General features: G+C 67.9%; 23 protein-coding genes. 7 read left to right on the forward strand and 16 right to left on the reverse strand.

The window, feature by feature from the left end:
- Nucleotides 1-125: 125 nt before the first annotated feature.
- Nucleotides 126-1871, forward strand: a complete 1746-nt coding sequence (locus tag NU688_RS03935; RefSeq protein ID WP_257859229.1) for a dipeptidase — start codon at nucleotides 126-128, stop codon at nucleotides 1869-1871.
- 30 nt (nucleotides 1872-1901) lie between these two features.
- Here the strand turns inward: NU688_RS03935 and NU688_RS03940 are convergent, their stop codons facing one another.
- The 10 genes from NU688_RS03940 to NU688_RS03985 all read right to left on the reverse strand — a co-directional run bounded on the left by NU688_RS03940 (nucleotide 1902) and on the right by NU688_RS03985 (nucleotide 10738).
- The gene (locus tag NU688_RS03940) at nucleotides 1902-2927 is read right to left on the reverse strand and encodes a histone deacetylase family protein (protein WP_257859230.1); all 1026 of its coding nucleotides are present in this window, start codon (nucleotides 2925-2927) and stop codon (nucleotides 1902-1904) included.
- Nucleotides 2928-2934: 7 nt separating this feature from the next.
- Nucleotides 2935-3657, reverse strand: coding sequence for an L-2-amino-thiazoline-4-carboxylic acid hydrolase (locus tag NU688_RS03945; protein WP_257859231.1), 723 nt, complete (start codon nucleotides 3655-3657; stop codon nucleotides 2935-2937).
- A 25-nt stretch (nucleotides 3658-3682) separates the two neighbouring features.
- Entirely contained in the window at nucleotides 3683-4009 is a 327-nt protein-coding gene (locus NU688_RS03950; RefSeq protein ID WP_257859232.1) for a chaperone modulator CbpM, read from the reverse strand.
- 2 nt (nucleotides 4010-4011) lie between these two features.
- Nucleotides 4012-4974 carry a DnaJ C-terminal domain-containing protein gene (locus NU688_RS03955; protein ID WP_257859233.1) on the reverse strand — a complete coding sequence of 321 codons (963 nt, stop codon included), beginning with the start codon at nucleotides 4972-4974 and terminating at the stop codon, nucleotides 4012-4014.
- Nucleotides 4975-5019: 45 nt separating this feature from the next.
- Nucleotides 5020-5661, reverse strand: coding sequence for a histidine phosphatase family protein (locus NU688_RS03960; RefSeq protein ID WP_257859234.1), 642 nt, complete (start codon nucleotides 5659-5661; stop codon nucleotides 5020-5022).
- Between the two features lie 34 nt (nucleotides 5662-5695).
- On the reverse strand, nucleotides 5696-8092 hold the full coding sequence (locus NU688_RS03965) for a penicillin acylase family protein (protein ID WP_257859235.1): 2397 nt from the start codon (nucleotides 8090-8092) through the stop codon (nucleotides 5696-5698).
- Nucleotides 8093-8277: 185 nt separating this feature from the next.
- On the reverse strand, nucleotides 8278-8916 hold the full coding sequence (locus NU688_RS03970; protein WP_257859236.1) for a phosphatidylcholine/phosphatidylserine synthase: 639 nt from the start codon (nucleotides 8914-8916) through the stop codon (nucleotides 8278-8280).
- A 105-nt stretch (nucleotides 8917-9021) separates the two neighbouring features.
- A complete protein-coding gene (locus tag NU688_RS03975) occupies nucleotides 9022-9774 on the reverse strand; it encodes a glutamine amidotransferase (protein WP_257859237.1) in 753 nt (250 codons plus the stop codon).
- Between the two features lie 55 nt (nucleotides 9775-9829).
- Nucleotides 9830-10366: an SRPBCC family protein gene (locus NU688_RS03980; protein ID WP_257859238.1), complete on the reverse strand. Its 537-nt coding sequence runs from the start codon at nucleotides 10364-10366 to the stop codon at nucleotides 9830-9832.
- Between the two features lie 33 nt (nucleotides 10367-10399).
- Complete coding sequence (locus NU688_RS03985) at nucleotides 10400-10738, reverse strand: helix-turn-helix transcriptional regulator (protein WP_013540849.1); 339 nt, start codon at nucleotides 10736-10738, stop codon at nucleotides 10400-10402.
- Between the two features lie 169 nt (nucleotides 10739-10907).
- Here NU688_RS03985 and bla point away from each other — a divergent pair, with 169 nt between their 5' ends.
- The 3 genes from bla to NU688_RS04000 all read left to right on the forward strand — a co-directional run bounded on the left by bla (nucleotide 10908) and on the right by NU688_RS04000 (nucleotide 13304).
- A complete protein-coding gene (bla, locus tag NU688_RS03990) occupies nucleotides 10908-11795 on the forward strand; it encodes a class A beta-lactamase (protein WP_257859239.1) in 888 nt (295 codons plus the stop codon).
- Nucleotides 11796-11888: 93 nt separating this feature from the next.
- Nucleotides 11889-12497, forward strand: coding sequence for a TetR/AcrR family transcriptional regulator (locus NU688_RS03995; protein ID WP_257859240.1), 609 nt, complete (start codon nucleotides 11889-11891; stop codon nucleotides 12495-12497).
- 12 nt (nucleotides 12498-12509) lie between these two features.
- Nucleotides 12510-13304 (forward strand): alpha/beta fold hydrolase, encoded by a 795-nt coding sequence (locus tag NU688_RS04000; protein WP_257859241.1) that lies wholly within the window; start codon nucleotides 12510-12512, stop codon nucleotides 13302-13304.
- A 10-nt stretch (nucleotides 13305-13314) separates the two neighbouring features.
- On the opposite strand, the gene NU688_RS04005 is transcribed toward NU688_RS04000, so the two are convergent.
- The 3 genes from NU688_RS04005 to NU688_RS04015 form a co-directional block, all read right to left on the reverse strand.
- Nucleotides 13315-13947 carry a hemolysin III family protein gene (locus NU688_RS04005; protein WP_257859242.1) on the reverse strand — a complete coding sequence of 211 codons (633 nt, stop codon included), beginning with the start codon at nucleotides 13945-13947 and terminating at the stop codon, nucleotides 13315-13317.
- 22 nt (nucleotides 13948-13969) lie between these two features.
- On the reverse strand, nucleotides 13970-15397 hold the full coding sequence (locus NU688_RS04010; RefSeq protein ID WP_257859243.1) for a glycerophosphodiester phosphodiesterase family protein: 1428 nt from the start codon (nucleotides 15395-15397) through the stop codon (nucleotides 13970-13972).
- Between the two features lie 120 nt (nucleotides 15398-15517).
- Nucleotides 15518-16852: a PLP-dependent aminotransferase family protein gene (locus NU688_RS04015; RefSeq protein WP_257860503.1), complete on the reverse strand. Its 1335-nt coding sequence runs from the start codon at nucleotides 16850-16852 to the stop codon at nucleotides 15518-15520.
- Between the two features lie 61 nt (nucleotides 16853-16913).
- Between NU688_RS04015 and NU688_RS04020 the strand changes: the two genes are divergently transcribed.
- Entirely contained in the window at nucleotides 16914-17531 is a 618-nt protein-coding gene (locus NU688_RS04020) for a DJ-1/PfpI family protein (RefSeq protein ID WP_257859244.1), read from the forward strand.
- 38 nt (nucleotides 17532-17569) lie between these two features.
- Nucleotides 17570-18439, forward strand: a complete 870-nt coding sequence (locus tag NU688_RS04025; protein WP_257859245.1) for a LysR family transcriptional regulator — start codon at nucleotides 17570-17572, stop codon at nucleotides 18437-18439.
- On the opposite strand, the gene NU688_RS04030 is transcribed toward NU688_RS04025, so the two are convergent.
- Together NU688_RS04030 and NU688_RS04035 are read right to left on the reverse strand one after the other, a co-directional pair.
- Nucleotides 18440-20194 (reverse strand): IlvD/Edd family dehydratase, encoded by a 1755-nt coding sequence (locus NU688_RS04030; RefSeq protein WP_257859246.1) that lies wholly within the window; start codon nucleotides 20192-20194, stop codon nucleotides 18440-18442.
- 22 nt (nucleotides 20195-20216) lie between these two features.
- Complete coding sequence (locus tag NU688_RS04035; protein ID WP_257859247.1) at nucleotides 20217-21212, reverse strand: tripartite tricarboxylate transporter substrate binding protein; 996 nt, start codon at nucleotides 21210-21212, stop codon at nucleotides 20217-20219.
- Between the two features lie 301 nt (nucleotides 21213-21513).
- On the opposite strand from NU688_RS04035, the gene NU688_RS04040 reads away from it, so the two are divergent.
- On the forward strand, nucleotides 21514-22515 hold the full coding sequence (locus tag NU688_RS04040) for a sialic acid TRAP transporter substrate-binding protein SiaP (RefSeq protein ID WP_257859248.1): 1002 nt from the start codon (nucleotides 21514-21516) through the stop codon (nucleotides 22513-22515).
- A gap of 8 nt (nucleotides 22516-22523) precedes the next feature.
- On the opposite strand, the gene NU688_RS04045 is transcribed toward NU688_RS04040, so the two are convergent.
- Entirely contained in the window at nucleotides 22524-23432 is a 909-nt protein-coding gene (locus NU688_RS04045; protein WP_257859249.1) for a LysR family transcriptional regulator, read from the reverse strand.
- Between the last annotated feature and the right edge of the window lie 23 nt (nucleotides 23433-23455).

The raw sequence follows: 23455 nt of genomic DNA on the forward strand, positions 1-23455 counted from the left end.
GCAAACCTAAAGCTTCAACTTCCACCTCATCCGCTACGTTTCTTCGTAGCGCGATGCGGCATGTCGCCCTGCATGGCTCGGGTATCGTCGAAGGCTCCATTTTTTGTGAACAGGGAGTCACCCTCATGCAGCAATTTCGCGTCTCGTTGTCGGTCCTTACCATGGGCTTGATGGCAGCAGGCCTCACCGCACCGGCCTTTGCAGAAACGCTCAAGAAACCCGCGCTCGACCAGTTGGCCGCGGCCTGGCAAGGCGGCAAGCCCGCATCCAGTTTCAATGCTTTCCTCACCCAGGCCGAGAAGGCCAACCCCGCGCTGAAGTCCGCCGTGGCCGCCTACCGCAAGAAGGCACCGCTGGCCGGCGACGACCTCACCAACATCGGGCGCCTGCTCGGCCTCTACAACCGCCTGCACAACCAGAAGGCAGTGATCGCGAGCCTCGGCGCCATGGTGGCGCTGCCGACCGCGCGCAACGTGCAGATCCCGCCGCACGAGAACCCGGCGATCATCGATTTCGGCAAGCTGGTCGAGAAGACGGCGAAGAGCTTCGGGCTCGCGTACCGCAACGTCGACAACCGCATTTTCGAAGTCAGCCTGAAGGGCAAGGGCACCGAAGAGTTCGGCATCCTCACGCATTCGGACGTGGTGCCCGCGGTGCTCTCTGAATGGGTGCTCGACGACGGCACGAAGCTCGACCCCTTCACGATGCAGCGCGTGGGCGACCGCCTCTATGGCCGCGGCACCATCGACGACAAGGGCTCGATCGCAGCCGTGCTCTACGCCATGAAGACGGTGAAGGAAAGCGGCATCCCGATCCAGCGCACCATGCGCCTGATGATCGAGACCACCGAGGAAACCGGCGGCGATGCGATGGAGTACTACCGTGGCAAGACCAAGCTGCCCGAATACAACATCGTGCTCGACAGCGGCTACCCGGCGGTCGTGGCCGAGAAGGGCGCGGGCTCGCTGAGCGTGTTCTTCCCCGCCGAAAAAACCGATGGCGCCGTCACCGCGATCACCGACATGGGCGCGGCCGCCGCGGTCAATGCGATCTCGCAGACTGCTACCGCCACGCTCAAGGGCGGCGATCTTGCCGCTGCTCAGGCCAAGCTCGAAGCCGCGAAGCCGGCCTTCCTGCAGAAGTACGAACCGCAGGGCAAGTTCGCGATCGCCGTCACGCGCAAGAGCGACAACGGCGACAGCGTCGACATCAAGGTCACCGGCACCTCGGCCCACGGGTCGGAACCCCAGAACGGCGTGAACCCGCTGCCGCGCCTGGGCCTGTTCCTGCAGGAGTCGGGTGTCACGCTGGCCGACAACCAGTTCCTGAAGGCGATCAAGTACATCGACGCGCTCTACGGCACCGGCTACCTGGGCGAGAAGATGGGCGTGGGCTACAAGGACGACTTCATGGGTCCGCTGACTTTTTCGCCCAACCTGATCCGCACCGGCGCCGATGGCCGCGTGGTCATGGCGGTCAACACGCGCATGCCGCGCGGCCGCACGCCTGAGGAGCTGAAGGCGCAGGTGGAAGCCAAGATCAACGAATGGGCTGTGGCGAACAAGGCCAAGGTCGAGATCAAGTACGACCAAGGCAACTGGATGGCGCGCGATCCATCGGGCCGCTGGCTCGCGACCCTGCTCGACATCTACGGCGACACCACCGGGCTCGAAGCCAAGCCCGTGTCCGCGGCCGGTGCGACCACGGCCAAGCAGATGCCCAACGCGATCAGCTTCGGCCCCGGCATGCCCGGCAAGAAGTACACGGGGCACAACGCCAAGGAATACAAGGAAGTGCCCGACCTGGACGCCGACCTGCAGATGTTCACCGAGATGCTGGTGCGCATCGGCAACCTGCAGCAGATGCAGTAACGGGCAGGGCGGGGCGTGAATGCCCCGCCGCTATCGCGCGCGCTCGAAGCCCGTGAAGAACGAGCGTGCGTTGTCTTCCAGGCTCTCCAGGTGATAGCCGCCCTCCTGCACGATCAATGTCGGCAGGCCGAGCCCGCCGATGGCCGTTCCCAGCCGACCGAAGCCCTGCGTCGTGACCGCGACGCGCGCCTGCGGATCTTCGTGATAGATGTCGAACCCCAGTGCCAGCACCAGGGCATCGGGCTGATAGCGCTGCAGGACTTGCACGGCTGCAGCGAGTCGATCGAAGAACACGTCTTCGCTCGACCCGTGCGGCATCGGCAGATTGACGTTGAAGCCCACGCCCGCACCGACACCTTGCTCGTCGTCATGGCCCGCGACGACGGGATAGAAGTTCGTCGGGTCGCCATGGATGGAGACGTAGAGCACATCCGCACGGTCGTAGAAGATTTCCTGAATGCCTTGCCCGTGATGCATGTCGGTGTCCAGCACGGCAACGCGCCCGTACTTCGCGCGAAGCGCCTGCGCTGCAATGGCGGCATTGTTCAGATAGCAGAAGCCTCCCGCGCCCTCCGCGCGCGCATGGTGGCCGGGTGGGCGGCACAGCGCATAGGCTTCGCGCGCGCCGCCATTGCCGATCGCATCGGCAGCCGCCAGCGCCGATTGCGCCGACCAGTAGGCGGAGCGGTACGTGTGCTCGCCGACGGGGCAACTGCCGTCGGCGAGGTAGCGCGCCGCTTTCGCCAGCACGCCGCGCAGGGCGTTGCCTTCGCGCACGAAGACGTTCGACATGACCTCGTCGCCCCAGTCGGGCCCCACGCGCACCCACTCGGCATGCGCTTCCTCGAGAAAGCGCAAGTAGTCCATGCCATGTACCGCCACCAGCGGTGCGGCACCGAAGTCGTCGGGTGCCCGCACATCGAATGCCAACGATCTGGCCGCCTGCACCAGGTGCAACGCACGCTCCGGTACCTCCTGCGGCGTGCGCATCTTGCCGCGCGACAGATAGCTGAGCGGGCGGTGTTTCAGTTGCTCGGGATGGAAATAGGTCAACATCTTCTGATCAATCCGTCGTTGAAGGTCCCGCACCTCCGGCCTGGTCCGCCGGGAGCCGCGAGAATCGGAAATTGCAGTGGCTCGCGCCGCCAGCCAAGGTTTGCGTCCTTTCCAGGTGGATGCCTCGCGTTGCATAGGCATCGAAATCAAGCCCGCAAATGTTCGGCAGGATTTCCTTGTCGCCATGGCAAGCCGCGAATTTGCAGAAGCCGCAGGCTTTGTAGTCGATGCCAAATTCAAAGTCGTCGCCCGGACCCGGCTCGACGAAGTCGTAGGCGAAATCGCCCGGGAACTCTTCCCGATGGCTGTCCGTGGTGCTTTTTGCGGCCTGCTCGCGCACCAACGCCTGGTTCTCTGGCGACAGGAATTCACGCCCCGCGGCGAGCCGTTCCGATTCGGGCACCGTGAGCAATTGCGCCTTGTAGGTTTCCCGCTCGATGTCGCCGATCACGGACAGCGGCACGCCGTGTCGCCGCAGCACACGGCTGATGGCCATGAAGCCCATGAGACGCATGAAGAAATCGCTCATGCGACTTGCGGCACCGCCGACATAGGGCATCTGCGTGAGCACGATGTCGAATTCGTCCATCACCTCCTGCCTGATCCCATTGATGTTGGACAGTTGCGCGCGCTCGCCCAACATCGCTTCGGCCAGGTCGAGGCGATGGCGCATGGAGGCCTCCATGGCAGCGCGATGCGATGCGTAGAAGGGATGGACGATCTCAGCCATTGGACATTCCCCTGAAGGCAGTGCGTCAGCCCTGGCCGATGCCACGCGCCTGCAGCACCGCTTTGAGCCGCCGTACCTCGTGCTGCAGATCGAGGATCAGCGCGGCCGCATCGAGCCCCACGCCGAAGTCGCGTTCGAGCCGGCGCGCCTCGAGCGCGCACTGCAGGTCGGTGCTCGAGAACTGCCAGCGCTCGGGCGGCGCGTCCTCGGCCGTGGTGACCTGCACGATGCCGACCTCGACCAGTTGCACCACCCAGGCGGTGTCGGCGCCCACGGCATGGGCCAGTTCGTTCAGCGCGAGCGGTTGCGAGGCGCTGATGGCGGTTGCGGTTGTGATGGAAACAGTCGCCATGCTCAGACTCCCAGATGCTGGCGCGGGTTGAACGAAGAGGTCGCCTCTGCGAGCTGCTCGTAGGCCGCGCGCGCGGCGTCGCTGTCGGCGGGCGGCAGCGCGATCTCGATCAGCAGGTACAGGTCGCCGGGCGTCTTGCCCTTCAGGCCGCGGCCCTTGAGTCGCAGCTTCATGCCGCCGCGCGCATTGCGCGGCACCGTGACCTCGACCACGCCGCCGCCCGGTGTCGGCACCTGCACCTGCGCGCCGAGCGCGGCCTCGGTGGGCGTGACGGGCAGCGTCATGTAGATGTCGCGCTCTTCCACGCGGTAGAGCTTGTGCGGCGCGATGCGCACCTCGAGGTACAGGTCGCCGGCCGCCTCGCCGCCATGGCCGGGCATGCCTTGCCCCGCGAGGCGGATGAACTGGCTCGGGTGCACGCCCGGCGGGATCTTCACGCTGAGCGTGCGGTTCTCCCACTGGGGGTGGCCTTGCGCGTCGACGGTCTGCGCGCGCAGCGTGATCTCGCGCTCGGCGCCGTTGAGCGCATCTTCCACCGCGATCTCGATGGCCGCGTGGTGGTCTTCGCCGCGTGCGCGGTAGTTCTGGCGCGCGGCGCCACGCCGCTCGGCCTCGCCGAACATCGACGAGAAGAACTCGCTGAAGTCCGCATGGTCGGCCGGCCCCTGGCGCGGGCCGCGGTGGAACTCGAAGCCCGAGTCCCAGCCCGGCGGCGGCTGGAAGTCGCCCCCGGGGCTGCCGCCTCGCGCGACGCGGTCGGCCAGCGCGTCGTAGGACGCACGCTTTTCCTTGTCGCCCAGCACGTCCTTGGCCTCGTTGATCTCGCGCATGCGCTTCTCGGCGTCGGGCTCCTTGCTGACGTCGGGGTGGTACTTGCGGGCGAGCTTGCGGTAGGCCTTGCGCACCTCGTCGTCCGACGCGGTGCGCTCGATGCCCAGTGCGCTGTAGTAGTCCTTGAATTCCATGGTGGTGGTGGTCGTTTCGATGGACGGCGTACAGGGCGGGTCTGGCTATGCCAGTGCCGCGTCGCCGTCGACATGCCGCAGCAGCGGCGTTATGGCCCAAGCAGGGCCATTGCGCGAGAAACGCAATGGCTGCGCGTTGCCGAGCACGGTGGTGTCGATGGGCACGCCCAGCAGCGCGGCCAGCGCGTACAGCGTGCCGCCGTGCGCCACCACCAGCACGGGCGCGGGCTGCTTCAGCGCCGCGTCGAGCGCGGCGCGCTTGCGGGCGACGAACTGCGTCAGCGTCTCGCCGCCTTCGGGCTCGCAGGCCCAGTCGATGTTCGCGGACGAGGTGCCGATCAGCGCGCCGAAGTTGCGCTCGCGCAATTCGGCCTGCGCGGTGGGCGTGAGCCGCAGCGCCGCCGCCACCGTATGGGCGGTGTCGAAGGCGCGTCGCGCGTCGCTGCAGACGATGGTGCGAATGGGCTCGCCCGCCAGCAGCTCGGCCGCATGCGCCGCCTGCTGCAGGCCGAGTTCGCTCAGGGGCTCATCGACCGCCTGGAAGATGCGCAGCGCATTGCGCCCGGTCTGGCCGTGGCGCAGGAAGTAGAAGTGGTCGCAGGCCGGCGAGAGCGGCTGCGTGGCGGCGATCCGGACCAGCTGGTCGAGGCCGCCGGCGGCGGTGTGGGTGGGCGTGTGCTGTGACATGGATGGGTTCGGTATCTGTCGATCGCTCGATCGGTCAGTAGGCCAGCCGAAGCGGCTGGCCTTCGCGCTGCGCCTGCACATCGGCCGGATGGAACGGCAGCGCATGCCACTGCTTCGCCGCGAACAGCGGCAGCTGGTCGTAGGCGCGCGGCGAGGCGAGGTCGCTGCTCTGGCCGTAGGTGAGCAGGCCTTGCGCGACCGGCCCGCGCTCGTCGAAGGTCACGACCTGTATGTAGCTGCTGCCGTAGTTGACGTTGTAGCCCTTCGGATCGATGAGCGACTGCCCCTGCGATTCGAGCTTGTTGAGCACGCCCTCGAACTCGTCGCCGCCGTGCAGCGCGATCTTCTGGCCGCGCACCTCGCGCGACTGCGGAACGCCCAGCGGCACGTCGGCCGCAAAGCCCGCGGTACGCACGATGCCGACCGCCTCGCCCAGCGCCTTGAACACCGCCTCGCGCGTGGCGGGCGTGGCCATGTCGAGGCCGGCCGGCGTCGCCACCGGCTGCGCCGGATCGAAGGGCACGCGCCAGACCTTCGGCAGGTCCTTGGCCTTGCGCCAGAACTCGCGGAACAGCACGGCGCCTTTCGAATCGGCATTGCTGGTGCGGTCCCAGGCGGAGAGCACCCGGCAGCCGAGCACCTGGTCGGCATTCAGCGCGGCGCCACCGGCGGCGCATGCGGCCTGCAGGTCGTCCATCACCAGCATGCCGGCGAGGTTCCTGTCGCGGAAGATCACGCTGCGCAGTTCGGCCGCACCCATGCGGTTGCCGGGCAGGCCGTCGGTGCCCGCGAGGCGTCCTTCGATCTCGAGGAGACCGCTGCGCGTGCGCAGCCGCTGCGGCACGCCGATGGGGCCGACCAGCGGAGACACACCCGCCATCGGTGCGATGCGCGGGTTGCTGAGCCAGAAGCTGTCGTTGCTGTTCTGCACATAGTCCGGCGTGACGACGACCGGCATGCGCGCCGGTGCGATGACGCCGGGCGCGGCCGCTGTGATGTCGCGGTTCCAGGCGCAGGCGCTGCGCGAGCCGTCGAGCACCGGCAGGCCAGCCGCGACGAGCAGTGCCGCGGCGGCGGGCGAGGGCGCGCAGGCCTGGAGCATGTCGGCCGACACATCGGGCACCACCGAGAGGTCGGCATACATCGCGTTGCCTTCGCGGTCGGCCGCGATCGTGTTGATCCACGGCATGCCCTGGTTGCCCATGGCGGCGCGCAGCTCGGTCACGTTGCGCGCGAGCGCCATGCGCATCCAGCTTTCGGCCGAGCGCACGTTGAGCGTGTTGGCATCGCGGATCGCATAGGCCTTCTGCGCGGTCCAGCCGAGGCCGGCGCGCGGCAGCGAGATGACCGGGCCCCAGTCGGTCGCATAGAAGGTGTGCTGCACCGGCGCGCCGCTACCCGTGGCCGCGGCCGGCAGCACCACGGTGCGCGCGACCATCTTCTTCGGCTGGCCGTCGACCAGGTACACCGTCGGATCGTTCGGGTCGAGCTTCAGTTCGTACAGCGTGAAGCGCTTGCCGGTCGACACGGTGTGGGTCCAGGCCACGTCCTTGTTGAAGCCGATCGACACCACCGGGCTCAGGCCGCCAGTGGCGCCCATCACGTCGAGCTGGCCGGGGATGGTCAGGTGCATCTGCCAGAAGCGGTTGGTGCCGTTCCACGGAAAGTGCGGATTGCCCAGCAGCAGGCCGCGGCCATCGGGCGTGGCGTTGCGGCCGAAGGCCCAGCCGTTGGAGCCGAGCTCGCCGCCTTCGGGGTTCGCGTTGAAGCTGTGGCGGCCGATCTCGGCGACGGCTTCTTGCAGGTCGACGGGCGCCGCGCCGGTCTTCACCCCTGGCGGTGGAGGGACGGCCGCCAGCACCGCACCGGCCAGCGCGCCCAGGCCGCCCTGGATCATCGACATCTCGGTGGCGCGCGACAGGTCGGCCATGGTCATCGGCCGCACCCAGGGCTTGCCGCGGCAGGCCGCGGGCAGGCCATTGGGGCCCACGTCTTGCAGGTAGCGGTTGTAGCCCGCGACATAGCCGCGCAGCGCTGCCTTCACGTCCAGGCTGGTGGTGGCCGCGGCGCGCGCGAGGGCCACGTCGTCCATGTGATAGCGGATGAACAGGTCGATCTGCGCATTGGGTGCGCGGCCCAGCCCGACCTCGCCGGTGTTCTGCGCGCCGAGGAACTGCGAGCGCTCGCCGCGCAGCGTGAGCAGGTGCTCGGCGGTCTGGCAGACGTTGTCCTGTGCATGCGCGTAGGCGCTGCCGTAGGCCAGGCCTTCGTAGTCGGGTGCCGTGATGTGCGCGATGCCGAAGGTGGTGCGCTCGATGCTCACGCTGCGTCCGCTGGGCGGCGGTGCGCTCGCACAGGCCGAGAGCAGCGCAATGAGGCCCAGCGAGAGGGCCGTCAACGAGAACCGGGAGATCGGAGTGTTCGAAGTCATGGTGCGGGCGTGTGATTTGAAAAGGCCGGAAAACGGGACCGATTAGAGGACGGGCCTCCGCCGCGCGCTGTCACGAGCGCGGCACGCCGCGCCCGCTCAGCCGAACTTCATCCCTTGGGGCGCGCCTGCAGGCGATCGATGTGGCGCTTCATGGTCATGGACGTGTCTCCTTCTGATTGACGGAATCAGAACTTGGGAATGCGCAGGGTCTTGCTGATCATCAGCGTGCCCGAGAGCGCGAACAGCATCGCGAGCGGATGCAGCAGCCATGGCCCGATGGCCCAGGAACCACCCCAGACGGCACTGCCGATGTGGCCCTGCGATGCCGCATAGGCCAGCACGCCCACCAGCACCACGCTGGTCGGAATCGGCGTGCCTTCGAAATACTTCACCTTGTCCGCGCCTTCGGACAGCGCCTCGGCCGTGACGTTGTAGCGCGCGAGCCGGCTGACGCCGCAGCACACGAAATAGATGAGGAGGATGCAGTCCCAGCCGCCGTCCAGGCCCGCGGCGAAGGCCAGTGCGGCGGGCGCGACGCCGAACGAGATCACGTCGGCCAGCGAGTCGAGTTCGCGGCCGAGCGCGGAGTGCGTCTGGCGCCAGCGCGCGATGCGGCCGTCGAACACGTCGAAGATGAAGGCGGCCGGCGCGAGCGCGGCCGCCCAGTAGAACTGTGTGAGCGACTGGCTCGCCATGTAAGCCATCGCCAGGAACACCGCACCGACGCCGCAGGCCGCATTGCCGAGCGTGAACGCGTCGGCCAGGTGGAAGCCGCGGATCATCGAGAAATGCTTGCGGGCCGGAGCGGGGGAGGGGGTGGTCATGAAGAAGAGACTTCGGAATCGACGGATGGATCGCACCTTAACCGAAGCGCGCGAGGCTTCTTGTAGTCGCGCTCCGACGAAAGGGGGGGCGCCCGGCCCCGGGGCTCAGACGCCCTGGCGCGCCTCGACGATGCGCGCGAAGCGCCCGAGCAGCCCGCCCGCCGCCTCGGTCGGCGCCACGCGCTCGCGCAGCGCGGCGGGGTCGGCGCCTTCGGCGCGCAGGGTGTCGGCCAGCATGTCGATGTAGCCGCGCATGGCGTCGGCATCGAATTCGGGATGAAACTGCAGCCCCCAGGCGTTGTCGCCCACGCGGAAGGCGTGCACCGGCTCGTGCGCGCTGGCGGCCAGCCGCACCGCGCCTTCGGGCAGGCGCAGCGCGCTCTGCCAGTGCACCGCGTTCGCCGGAAACTGCGCGGGCAGGCCGCCCAGCAGCGCGTCGGTGGCGGCCGCCGCGTCGAGCGTGACGGTGACGGTGCCTACTTCCGCACCCCGCGGATGGTTGCCGGCCTCGCCGCCCAGCGCATGCGCCAGCAACTGGTGGCCGTAGCAGATGCCGAGCACCGGCGTATCGCGCGCCACCAGCCGCGCGAGCCACGCGGCCGTGGTTTCGCTCCACGGCTCGCGGTGCGACACCATCGCATGCGAGCCCGTCACCACCACGCCGGAAACCTCGGCCGGATCGGGCAGCGTGTCGCCCCGGCGCGGGTCGATCACCAAGAGCGGCAGCACCTCGGTGCCGAGGCCATCGGCAATCCAGTGCTCGAAGTCGCCATGCTGTTCGCGAAGGGCTTCGAAGGTGCCTCCGACCTTGACGATGACCAGGGGGAGAGGGGATTGCGGCGATGCGTTGTGGTCCATGTCCGCGATCATGCCGCAGCCCGAAAGCACAACTTCAGCGCGGGGGCGGGCTGGTTCAGTCGACGTGCGCCTCGTAGGCTTTCTCCGCTTCCTGCAGGTTCGTCCAGAACCCGTCCGGCTTGCGGCCGTGCAGCACATCGTCGAGCACGTCCAGGTGCGCATGCCAGCCGCTCGAAACGCTCACCGTTTCCTTGCGGTCCGGCAGGCGCCGGTGCGTGAGCACGAGCTGCGTGCCGTCGCCCTTCGGTGTGAGTTCGAAGGTCACTTCGGAGGCAGTGTCGCTTTCGCTGCCCCAACTGATCGTCAGGAGCTTCGGCGGCTCGATGCGCAGCACGCGCGACTTCTGGATGTGCGTCTTGCGATAGGCCGCGTAGTGCTCGGGCGCTTCTTCGCCGGAGAGTTCGGTGTGCTGGAAGCGCAGCTCGAACACGTCGCCTACCGCTTGAGCCATGGAACCGCCGGCCAGCCAGGTCTTGCGCTTTTCAGGGTCGACGAGGTAGGCCCACACGCGCTCGACGGGCGCGGGCAGGGTGCGCTCCACGCGCAGGGTGGCGGGTGCTATCTGAGTACCGAGGCTGTGCTTGAGGGTCATGGGGCTGCGCTCCTTGAGGGGTTCGTTCACTTCTTACTTGCCGGATGTGTCGCGCCGCAGCTCCTCTGCCAGCGCGTCGAGGTGGGTGTTCCAGAAGCCTTCGTAGTGGCGCAGCCAGGCGTCGGCCGTGGCCAGCGCCGCCGGTTCAAGCCGGCAGACATGCGCCCGGCCGAGCACGGTGCGCGAGACCAGGCCCGCACGCTCCAGTGTCTTGACGTGCTTGGAGGCGCCCGCGAAGGACATGTGGAACGGCGCACCGAGTTCGCCCACGCTGCAGTCGCCCTGGGCCAGCAGTTGCAGCATGGTGCGGCGCGTGCCGTCGGCGAGGGCGTGGAACACGGCGTCGAGCCGTTCGTCATCTAGTTCAACCATGAAGTTGAATATAGACGGATTTCGAAAATCATTCAACCACTGAGTTGAATGATGGATCGGATCCGTTACACCCGATACACGCGAGACGCCAATGAGCCGCGGCGCCCTTGGGCCTGCGCGATGGCGCTCCTACGATGAGGGCTCGTTCCATTCACCCGCCACACCACCCATGAATCCTCTCGTACATCGCCGCACCCTGTTGCTCGCCGCTTCCGTCCTCCCGCTCGCGAGTGCCTGCACCGCGTGGTCCGCCAAGGGGGCGCAGCAGGATGCGTCGGCGCAATTCGCCGCGCTCGAAAACGCATCGGGCGGGCGGCTCGGCGTCGTCGGCTTCAACACCGCCACCGGGGCGCGCGTGCAGCACCGCGCGGATGAGCGCTTTCCCTTCTGCAGCACCTTCAAGCTCATGCTGGCCGCGGCCGTCCTCGAGCGCAGCGCGAAGGAGGGCGGCTTGCTCGCGCGGCGCGTCAACTACAGCAAGGGCGACCTGGTCACCTACTCGCCGATCACCGAGAAGAACATCGCGACCGGCATGACGGTCGCCGAGTTGTGTGCCGCCGCCGTCCAGTACAGCGACAACACCGCGGCCAACCTGCTCATGAAGGGCCTCGGCGGTCCGCCCGCGGTGACGGCCTTTGCACGTTCCCTGGGTGACGAAGCCTTCAGGCTCGAGCGCTGGGAGACCGAACTCAACACCGCCATCCCCGGCGACCTGCGCGACACCACCACGCCCGCAGCCATGGCGGCCAGCGTCGAGCGGCTGGTGCTGGGCAACGCGCTCGGTGCGGCGCAGCGCGAGCAACTCAAGACCTGGCTGCTGGGCAACACCACCAGCACCGAACGCTTCCTGGCCGGCGTGCCCGCGGGCTGGAAGGTGGGCGACAAGACGGGCTCGGGCTCCTACGGCACGACGAACGACGTTGGCGTGCTGTGGCCGCCAGCCGGCGCGCCGCTGGTGCTGGCGGTGTACCTGACGTTTCCGGAGAAAGAGGCGAAGGGGCGCAACGATGTCGTGGCGTCAGCGACGCGCATCGCGGTGGGGGCGTTGGCGACCTGAAGGCGTTGGGCGGCAAAGGCATCGGTGCTCGATGTCTTCTTTTTAAATTCACGGTGTATATTTACACCGTAAATTTAAATCGAAAGAACCCCGATGCCCAAGATCCTTTCGGAAGATGAGGTCGCTGAATTCCGCCAACGGCTCCTGAAAACCGCGGAAGCCGCATTCGCGACCCACGGCGTCGATGGCGTCTCGATGCGCCAGCTCGCGCAGCAACTGGGCTGCAGCGCGACGACGCCGTACCGCTATTTTCGGAACAAGGACGAGATCCTCGCGGCCGTCACGGCCGCTGCGCTGAACCGCTTTTCAGCCACGCTCGAGAAAGCCTTTGCCGCCAAGGGCAGCAGTGCCGAGAAGGCCGTGGCCGTGCGCAAGGCCTACATCAAGTTCGCCTTCAAGCATCCGAAGGCCTATCGCTTGATGTTCGACGCACCGCATCCGAGCCTTGCGGACTACGCCGAACTGTCCGAAGCCTCCAGCCGAGCCGACCGGATCATGGCCGAACCGCTCGCACGCCTGGCGGAAGAGGGTGTGGTCAAGGGCGATCCGCGGCTCCTGGGGCGGGTGTTCTGGAGCGCGATCCATGGTGCGGTGTCGCTGCAGCTGGCCGGCAAGCTCGACGCCAAGCCGACATTCGAGACCGTCCTCGAAAGCACCCTGCGCCTGATCCTGGCCGGTGCTGCGGCTGGCCACGTCGCCTGAAGAAGCCCCGCCATGCTCACCATCGAAAACACCCAGCTGCACTTGATCGATCGGGGCCAAGGTTCGCCCGTGCTCTTCCTGCACGGCAATCCGGACACATCGGAGATATGGAGCCCGCTCATAAAAAAGCTCGGTGCGGGCCACCGGTGCATCGCGCCCGACCTGCCGGGCTTCGGCCGTTCCACGGCACCGGCCGGTTTCGACTGCTCGCTCGATCACATGGCAGCGTTCATCGACAGCCTTGTCGTCGCGATGAACCTACCGACGCCATTGAGCCTCGTCGTTCACGACATCGGCGGCCAATACGGCCTGGCCTGGGCCGCGAGGCACCCGCAGAAGGTCGCGCGGATCGTTGTCTTCAACACCGCTTTCTCGTCGCGCTACCGGTGGACGCCGCTGCATCGGATTTGGCGCACGCCTGTGCTCGGCGAACTGACCCAACGAATGACGAGCCGTCGCGCGTTCGCACGCGAAATGAAGCGCGGCGAGAGCAAGCTCACCACCGCCCAGATCGACGCGATCTTCGACCGGATCACGCCCTCGGCGAAGCGCATGGCGCTGCGCATCTTCAGGACCACGCAACTGCGGGACTTTCTGGGGTGGGAAGACGAGGTCCGGCGCCTGCTGTCTTCGATGCCGTCGCTGGTGCTATGGAGCGATGACGACCCCTACATCGCACCCGAATTCGCGGACGCGTTCGGCGCGCGGGAGGTCAGGCACTACAAGGGTTTCGGCCATTGGCTTCCGCTGGAAGCGACCGACCTCGTGGGCAATGAAATGAAAGCGTTTCTCGAAGAAGCGGCTTGACCGCAAGCCGCTACAGCACGAACCAGCCCACAGCCACATAGTGGCTCGCCGTCCCCGCCAGCACGAACAGGTGCCACGCCCCGTGCGCATGCCGGAAGCCCTGGCGGTTCCGGTAGAACACCGTGCCCGCGGTGTAGAGCACGCCGCCGATCAGGAGCCACGCGAGCCCGCCGCTTTCGAGCCGCGCCGCCAGCGGCACGGCGGCCAGCACGCCGAGCCAGCCCATGCCGATGTACAGCGCGAGCGGGGGCTTCTGCGGCGCATCGCCATTGCTGTGTCGAGGCGGCCGCAGTTCACGCCAGATGCCGTAAAACGCAGCCCCCCAGATCGTCGCAAGCAGCAACCATCCCCAGAAGCCTTGCAGCGTGACGAGCGCGAACGGCGTGTACGTGCCCGCGATCAGCAGGTAGATCGCGCAGTGATCGGCCCGCTCCCACACGCGCTTCAGGCGCCCGCGCGTGCTGTGGAACAGCGTCGAGGCCGCATACAGCGCCACGGCCGACAGCGAAAAAACCAGCGCCCCCGCGATGCGCGCGGGGTCGCCGGTCGGCACGGTCTTGGCCAGCAGCAGCGCGGCCGCCGGCAGTGCAAGCACCAGGCCCAGCAGGTGGCTGTATCCGTTGAGTCGTTCGCCCGGATACATGCGTGCCGCCTGCTGTCCAGCCTCAGCGGCCGGTTTCCTTCAGATACGTGGCGCGCGCCGCGAACGCCGTGTTCGCGAAGTCCGAAAACACGCCGTCGATGCCCGCGCGGAAGTACGCGAGGTACTCGGCCACCGGGTCGCCCTTGTAGACGCCCGCAAGGTAAGCCGCGGCCTCGTTGCGGAAGGTGTAGCTGTGCACGAACAGGCCGGCCTTGTGCGCGTCGGCGATCAGGGAGGTTGGCTTGATGGTGTTCACGTCGGCCAGTTTGCCGCCCGCCTTGAATGGAACGATGGTGTGCGCCATCACCTGCGGCTTCCAGGGGCCGATGCCGTCGGCATAGGTCTTGACCTCGGCGAGGCCTGCGGGGGTGAGCATTTCGCCGAACCACTTCGGATTGCCGGCCAGCGTCCAGCTGTAGGGGCGGCCGTCCACGAAGGTGTAGACGTCGTTGGTGACGTAGCCCATCGCGCCGGTCTGGAAGTCGATCGTGTTGCCGTCAACCAGTTGCACCGCGCGGGCCTTCATGCCGGCCGAGCGCAGGTACTTCAGGCTCTCGGGCTCGAAGCTCTGCACGAAGATCGGCGCGTCCTTCCTGTTCAGGTCGTTGGCGGCCATGATCTTCAGGAGCGCGTCTTCCAGCGGATGGCTGCCGGCGACACCGCAGCCGTTGGCGATGGCCTGCGCGTTGTTCCAGATCGGGTTCTTGGTTTCCGGGTACACGGTGATCGTGCGGCCAGTGGACTTGGCCTTCGCCTTGGCAATGTCGATCACTTCCTGGAAGCTCAGGATCGGCAGCTTGCCGTTCAGGTCGGTCGGGCGCTGGTCGCGCGCGTCGTAGGTGGTGCCGGCGATCCACTGCTTGAGCTCGGCCATCGTGAAGTCGGTGATCGACCAGTCGTTGGTGTGATCCTCGCCGTCGACGATCAGCGACTTGAGCACCGACTTCGGATCGGCCGGGTCGGTCAGGTCGCTCAGGTACTGCGGCGGGCCGTTATCGGCCACGGGCGGGTACTTCACGTCGACCAGCACGCCGGGCACGGTGCGCTTGCGTCCCGCCACGGTGCTGTTGGTCTTGGCGACGTCGGCGATGTTGGTGTTGTCGCTGAGCCAGGGGTTGTGGCGCGCGACGAGCACGCAGTCCTTGGTGAGGTGCAGGTCGGTCTCGAGCGAGTCGGCACCGGCGTCGGCAGCTGCTTCATAGGCCTTCTGCGTTTCCTCGGGGAACAGGCCCGGGAGGCCCCGGTGGCCGATGACCAGCGGCACGGAGCCGTCGAGCGTGCCCAGCGGCGCAGGTTGGGGTGCCGGCGCCGGCGCGGGTGCCGACGGAATGATCGGGAACACCGGGCCGTCGTTGCCACCGCCGCAGGCTGCAATGACGAGGCTGCCGCCGAGGGCGACGAGGGCCGCGCGCAGCGGACGGGGAGCGGGCGCAGGAACGTTCTTTGTCATATCTGGTTTTTCGAGTGTTTTGATGGGATGAAGGCGGGCGGATGCTAGGTTTGGCCCGTGACGGCATGGTGACCGGCGCAGCGCTGTGGCAGGCGCGCCGCACCTGCGGCCACCCGAACTTCAAAAGGCTTGTGCGTCGATCGTGCGCCGGACTTGAACGAGCGCATCGCGCAGCACGTCCAGCCCGACCGACCCCAGCGCCAGGCGGATCGCATGCGGCACCTGCGCGGACGTCGCGAAAGGCTCGGCCGTCGACACCGAGATCCGGTCGCGCATGAGCGCCTGAGCCACCTGGTCGGCGCGCACCTCTTCGGCGAGCGGCAGCCACACGAAGTAGGACGACGGGTGGCGCACGCACCGCATGCCGGCGAAGACATCGGCGGCAATCGCCTGCCGGGCCATCGCATCGCTGCGTTTTTCCGCCTCGAGACGGGTGACGGTGCCGTCCTCGAGCCAGCCGCAGGCGATGGCCGTCATCAGGCTGGGTGTGTTCCAGGTGGTAGCCCGGATCGCGCGCTCGATCGCGGGCACCCATTCGCTGGGCGCGGCGACGAAGCCGACGCGCAGCCCGGTCGCGATGCTCTTGGAAATTCCCGAGACATAGACCGTCGATTCCGGGGCCAGCGTGGCCAGCGGCGCGGGCGCGTCCTCGGCGAGGAAGGCGTAGGCCGCGTCCTCGATGATGAGCAGCCCGTGCCGGCGGGCAATCGCCACCAGTTGCCGCCGTCGGCTCGCGCTCATCACCCAGCCGAGCGGGTTGTGCAATGTCGGCATCGCATAGATGGCGCGCACCCGGCGGCTCTTGCACAGCCGCTCCAGCGCGTCGAGGTCGGGGCCGTAACCGGCTGCGGGAATCGGCGCCAGCTCCAGGCGATGCGCTTCGGCCAGCACTTTGAAACCCGGATAGGTCAGCGCGTCGGTCGCGACCACGTCGCCCGGTTGCAGCAGCGCCATGACGGTCGTGGCAAGCCCGTGCTGGGCGCCGCTCACGAGCATCACCTGGTCCGCATTCACGACGAGGCCGCGCGATGCGAGGTGCCCAGCCACGATCGCGCGTTCGTGCGGGCGACCGCCGTGCGGCTGGTAGCGCAGCAGCGCTTCCAGGTCACCCGAGGCGGCGAGCTGGCGCAATCCTGCGCGCAGCATTTCGGCCTGACCCGGCAGCGACGGGTAGTTGAAGTTCAGGTCGACCATGCCCGAGGCCGCTGCATGCTGGTCGATGCCCAGGCCCCGGGGCAGCAGGCTCTCCCGCACGAAGGTGCCGCGGCCGGTCTCGCCGCTGACAAGGCCCATCGCCTGCAGCTCCGCATAGACGCGGCCTGCGGTGACGAGGGCCAGACCTTTCTGGGCCGCGAGTTTGCGAACGGTCGGCAGGCGCGTGCCCGGAGGCAGACTGCCTTCGCGAATCTGCGCGGCGAGCGCATCGACCAACTGCTTGTAGCGGGCTTGAGGCATGCGGCAATGTATCCATGACAATTTTTTGATTGTATTGATCGACATGCCTACGATGCGGCCCATGCACATCGCCATCCTCACTTTCGAAGGCTTCAACGAGCTCGACTCGCTCATCGCGCTCGGCATCCTCAACCGCATCAAGACGCCGGGCTGGCGCGTGTCGATCGCGAGCCCGACCGCGCGCGTGCGTTCGATGAACGGCGTGGTGCTCGAAGCACAGGCATCCCTGCGCGAAGCCAGCGAGGCCGATGCGGTCATCGTCGGCAGCGGCGTGCAGACGCGCGAGGTGGTCGCCGATGCGGGCTTGATGGCGCAGTTGCAGCTCGACCCATCGCGGCAGCTTCTGGGCGCGCAGTGTTCCGGTGCGCTGGTGCTGGCCAAGCTCGGTTTGCTCGATGGTGTTCCGGCCTGCACGGACCTGACGACCAAGCCGTGGGTCGAGGCCGCCGGCGTCGATGTGCTGAACCAGCCCTTCGTTGCGAACGGCAACGTGGCGACGGCGGGCGGTTGCCTGGCATCGCAGTACCTGGCGGCGTGGGTCATCGCCCGACTGGCAGGCGTCGAGGCGGCGCGTGGCGCGATGCACTACGTGGCGCCCGTGGGAGAGAAGGAAGACTACGTCGAGCGCGCGATGCGAAACATCACGCCGTTCCTGGCGCCAGCGCCCATCGCCGCCTGAGACCGGAGGCGGGCAGCGCGGCGCGTACATTCGCGCGCATGGATACGCGATACCTGCAGAGCTTCGTCGCCGTGGTCGAACTGGGTTCGATGGCCGAGGCCGCGCGCCGGCTCGACCTGACGCCCGCCGCGATTGCCGCGCGCGTGAAGGCGCTCGAAGACGACATCGGCGTGCCGCTGGTGCAGCGCGCCGGCCGCTCGGTGCGCCCCACCGAGGCGGGCCTCCAGATGCTCGACCGCGCGCGCAACGTGCTGCGCGAAGTGCGCGACCTGCGCGCCGCCACCAGCGGCGGCGTCTCGCTCGGCGAGCTGCGGCTGGGCGTGTTCATCTCGGCGCTCACCGGCGTGCTGCCGCCGGTGCTCGAGCGCCTCTACGCGCGCTTTCCCGACCTCTCGGTGTTCGTGGCGCCCGGCAGTTCGGTGGAGCTGTGCCGGCAGGTGGCGAGCGGCGCGCTCGATGCGGCCATCGTGGTCGAGCCGCAGTTCGCCGTCGGCAAGGGCTGCAGCTTCGAGACGCTGCTCGAGGAGCCGCTGGTGGTAGTGGCGCCCGAGGCCATGGCGCACCGCGCGGCGCACGAACTGCTGGCCACCGAACCCTTCATCCGCTACGACCGCTCGGTGCTGGGCGGACAACTCGCCGACCGGTACCTGCGCGACCACGGCATCCGCGTGCGGCAGCGGCTGGAGATCGACAGCCTCATGGCCGTCGCCGCGCTCGTGGGGCGAGGCCTGGGTGTCGCGCTGCTGCCCGACTGGGCGCCGATGTGGCGCGCCGGCATGAGCATCGCGCGCGTGCCGTTGCCCGAGCGGGCGCCGGTGCGGCGCGTGGGGCTCATCTGGGCGGCGCAGGGGCCGCGCGCGGCGCTCGCGCAGGCGCTGCTGGCTGAGGCGAAAGCCGTCTTCAGTTAATTAGCGCGGCACCTTGCCGACCGTATTCGGCGCGCGCAGGAAGTCGAAGTCCACGCCCTTGTCCGCCTGCGTCACCGTCTGCAGGAAGAGCTTCTTGTAGCCGCGGTCGGCCGTCGGCTCGATCACCACCGTTTCCTTCGCGCGGCGCGCGAGTTCGTCGTCGGACACCAGCAGCGAAATCTCGCGCTTCGCCACGCTGAGCCGGATGCGGTCGCCGCTCTGCACATAAGCCAGCGGCCCGCCGATGGCCGATTCCGGCGTGACATGCAGCACGATGGTGCCGAAGGCCGTGCCGCTCATGCGGCCGTCGGAGATGCGCACGATGTCCTTTACGCCGGCCCGCGCGAGCTTGCGCGGAATGGGGATGTAGCCGGCTTCGGGCATGCCCGGCGCGCCCTTGGGGCCGATGTTCTTGAGCACCAGGATGTCGTCGGCCGTCACGTCGAGCGCGTCGCTGTCGATGCGCGTCACCAGGTCTTCGGCGTTCTCGAACACCACCGCGCGGCCTTCGTGTTCCATGAGCTTCGCATCGGCGGCCGACTGCTTGATGATCGCGCCGCCCGGCGCGAGGTTGCCCCACAGCACCGCGATGCCGCCCTGCGGATAGATCGGCTGGCTCGCGGGCCGCACCACGTCCTGTTTGAAGCCCGGACCGGCGCGTTCGATCTCCTCGCCGAGCGTGCGGCCGGTGACCGTGAGCGCGTCCAGATGCAGCAGCGGCTTCAGTTCGCGCAGCAGCGTTGCCGTGCCGCCCGCGGCGTGGAAGTCTTCCATGTAGTGCTGGCCCGAGGGCTTCAGGTCGAGCAGCACCGGCGTCTCGCGGCCCATGCGGTCGAGCGCGAGCAGGTCGATGTCCAGGCCCATGCGCCCCGCGATGGCCGCGAGATGCACGATGCCGTTGGTCGAGCCGCCGATGGCCAGCAGCACGCGCATCGCGTTCTCGAATGCGGCGGGCGTCAGCACCTTGTCGATGGTGAGCCGGTCGCGCGCGATCTGCACCGCCTGAGCGCCGGTCTGCTCGGCGATGCGGATGCGGTCGGCGGTCACGGCCGGCGGCGATGCGCCGCCGGGCATCGTCATGCCCAGCGCCTCGGCGATGCAGGCCATGGTGCTGGCCGTGCCCATCACCGAGCAGGTGCCCACGCTGGCCACGAGCTGGTTGTTGACGTCGGCGGTTTCCTCGATGTCGATCTCGCCCGCGCGGTACTTGCCCCAGTAGCGGCGGCAGTCGGTGCAGGCGCCCACGCGCTCGCCGCGGTGGCTGCCGGTGAGCATCGAGCCGGTGATGAGCTGGATCGACGGCAGCCCCGCCGAGGCTGCACCCATCAGCTGCGCGGGCACGGTCTTGTCGCAGCCGCCGATGAGCACCACCGCGTCCATGGGCTGCGCGCGGACCATTTCCTCGGTGTCCATCGACATCAGGTTGCGCAGGTACATGCTGGTCGGCGCGGCGAAGCTTTCGTGCACCGAGATCGTCGGAAAGTCCATCGGCAAACCGCCTGCGAGCATCACACCGCGCTTGACCGCTTCGATGAGTTGCGGCGCATTGCCGTGGCACGGGTTGTAGGCGCTCCCGGTGTTGGCGATGCCGACCACGGGGCGGTCGAGTGCCGCGTCGGTGTAGCCGGCGCCCTTGATGAAGGCCTTGCGCAGGAACAGCGAGAAGCCGCGGTCGCCGTAGCTGGTCAGGCCCTTGCGCATGCCTGCGTTGTTGTCGGGGGCGCTGTCGTCGGGCTCGAAGGGTGAATCTGGCATGGGTGTTGTCGTGGGTTGTCTGTTATTCGTCGGACTTGATATTGGACTCGGTGATCACTTTTTTCCAGCGCGCCACCTCGGCCTGGATCTGTTCGGCCGATTGCGCGGGCGTGGTGGGCGGCGCTGCGTACACGCCTTGCTTGAGCAGCATTTCCTTCGCCTCGGGCGACTGCACGACCTTGGCCAGCGCTTCGTTGAGCCGCGCGACGATGGCTGCCGGCGTGCCCGCCGGCGCGAGCACGCCGAAGGTCGAGCTCACCTCCAGGTTCGGCACGCCGGCCTCGGCCGCCGAGGGCACGTCGGGCAGCATCGAGATGCGCTGCGGCGTGGCAACAGCCAGCGCGCGCAGCTTGTTCGAAGTGATGAAGGGCAGCGAGGCCGGCGCGGTCTCGACCATCGTGTTGACCTGCCCGGCAACCATGTCGGTCATCGCGGGGCCGCTGCCCTTGTAGGCGATGTGCGTCATGCGGATGCCGGCCTCGCGCTGGAAGAGCTCGGCCGCCATGCGCTGCGGCGAGCCCGCGCCCGACGAAGCGTAGTTGAGCTTGTCGGGGTTGGCCTTGGCGTAGGCGATGAATTCCTTCAGCGTCGTCGCGGGCACCTGCGGATTCACCACGATCACCAGCGGCACCGAGCCGACGACCATCACCGGCGCGAAGTCCTTCGTGAGGTCGTAGCGCAGGCGCCCTTTCTCCAGCGTCGCCATGGTCGCGTGCGAGGTCAGCGCACCCATCAGCAGCGTGTAGCCGTCGGCCGGCGCACGTGCCACGGCCTCGGCGCCGATGTTGCCGCCCGCACCGCCGCGGTTGTCCACCACCACCTGCTGGCCCAGTTGCTCGCCGAGCTTGAGCGCGACGATGCGCCCGATCACGTCGGTGGCGCCGCCGGGCGGGTAGGGGATCACTAGCTTGACGGGCTTGTCGGGGTAGGCGGCCAGCGCGGGCGGGGCACATGCCGCAAGGGCTGCGGCCAGGCAGGCCTGCAGCGCCCGGCGGCGCGGGAATCGAGGGGCTTTCATCTTGTGTTGTCTCCAGTTCGCTCTCGGTGCGCAGTGTTGCCTGTGGGGCGTGCGCGTTGGAGCGGCTGGAGCAAGGACACAAGATAAAGATTCTTGTGTGTGCGGCGAGGCGCAGTGTGGGCCTGCCGCTGGAAATGATTTCGCGCACGGACGCCGCTTCGATGCCCGCAGTCGGGCAAACCCGATTACCACCTTTGTTTCAAATCCTTACGATCCGTTCGCCGGGCTTCTTCCGGTGGCCGACCCGTGCTCTGGCGCGCAATTTGCACTGTGTTGACCTTCTCAACCCGAGGGAGAGTTCATGAAATGCTTCTTGCCGTGGCGCCGGGCGGGCGTCCTGCTGATGGCACTGGGTGGCGTTGTCGCGAGCGCGGCCGCCCAGGCGCAGGTGCTGCAATTGAAATGGGGCCACGTCTTCGAGCCCGGCAGCATCTTTCACCAGCAGGCGGAGCTGGCGGCACGCAAGATCGGCGAGCAGTCCGAGGGCAAGATCAAGATCGAGGTGGTGCCCTCGTCCAAGCTGGGGCAGGAGGGCGACTTCGCCCTGATGCTTGCGAACGATTCCATGCAGATCGCCTATGTCGGGCAGGCCACGCTGGCAGAGGGCTATCCGCCATTGCGGCTGGGCAGCTACCCCTTCGCCTTCAAGGACCTCGCCCACATGCGCAAGTACCTCGCGAGCCCGCTGCTCGCGGAGCTGATGAAGGGCTACGACGAGAAGAGCGGCAACCACATGGTCGCCCCGGTGTACTACGGCGCGCGGCAGGTCACGTCGAACAAGCCGTTGCTGAAGCCCGAGGACTTTCGCGACCTGCGCCTGTACGTGCCCGATGCCTCGGCCTACCAGCTCTTCGCCACCGCGCTGGACGCCAAGCCCATCACGCTGCCCTTCATGAGCCTCTACGGCTCGCTCAAGAAGGGCGAAGTGGAAGCGCAGGAAAACCCGCTGGGCACGGTGAAGGACAAGCGCCTCTACGAGGTGCAGAAATACGTGCAGCTGACCGGGCACATCTACGACACGCTGGGCATCGTCATTGGCAAGGCTGCATGGGGGAAGCTGACGCCGGCGCAGCAGGCGATGGTCGAGAAGACGCTCGTGGAAACCGCCAAGTGGACCAACGTCGGCGTGATCGCCGGCGAGCTGGAAGACGAGCAGTTCCTGCGCAGCAAGGGCATGACGGTCTCGCCGGTCAACCGGCTGCCCTTCCTGGAGCGCATCGCCAAGCGCTCGACGCCCGAGCAGTTCGGCGCGCGGCCGGGCGACTACGCGAAGCTGCAGGCATTGAGCAGCGGCGCGAACTGAGCGAGCCGCTACCGCAGCGCGCCGAAGCGGTCCACGTACACCTCGGTCACCCAGTCGATGAACACCCGCACCCGCGGCGAAAGCTGCCGGTGGTGCGGGTACAGCACCGAATGCGGCATCGGTGGGCAGGGCGTGTGCGCAAGGATCTCCACCAGCGTGCCCTCGCGCAGCTGCCGCTCGATGCCGTAGCGCGGCACCTGGATGATTCCGCAGCCCTGCTCGGCGCAGATCTTGTAGCTGTCGGCGCTGTTGACGCTGATCCAGCCTTTGAGCGTGTGCTCCTCGACCTTGCCCTTGACCTCGAAGCGGTACGGGAACACATCGGGCCGTGACGCCGAGAAGAAATTGACGCCGATGTGCTGCGCGAGGTCGGCCGGCGCGAGCGGCGTGCCGTGCGCCGCAAGGTAGGCCGGGCTCGCACAGGTGACCTGCGGCACCAGCGCGAGCCGCCGAGTGACCAGCGACGAATCGCGCGGCTCGCCCGCACGCACCACGCAGTCCACGCCTTCCCGCACGAGGTCCACCAGCCGGTCGCCGCTGCCCATTGCAAGCTCGATGTGCGGATAGCGCGCATGGAACTCGCCGATGCGCGGCAGCAGCAGGTCGTTGGCGGGCGCGCCGTGGATGTCGATGCGCAAGCGCCCGCGCGGGTTCACGGCCAGTTGCGCGAGAGAAGACTCCGCGTCTTCCAGGTCGCGCAGCAGGAGCCTGCAACGCTCGTAGAAGGCCTGGCCGTCGGCCGTGGTGCGCACCTGCCGCGTGGTGCGCTCGAGCAGCCGCACCTGCAGCCGCGTCTCCAGCTCCTTGATGGCGTGGGTCGCGGTGGCGCGCGGAATGTCGAGCGTGGTGGCGGCCTGCGTGAAGCTGCCCAGCTCGACGATGCGGGTGAACAGCCGCATGGCATCGAAGCGGTCCATCTGGCGTCTGTCCTCGGTCTTGA

The organism is Variovorax sp. ZS18.2.2 (assembly GCF_024701975.1).
GTDB lineage: Bacteria > Pseudomonadota > Gammaproteobacteria > Burkholderiales > Burkholderiaceae_C > Variovorax.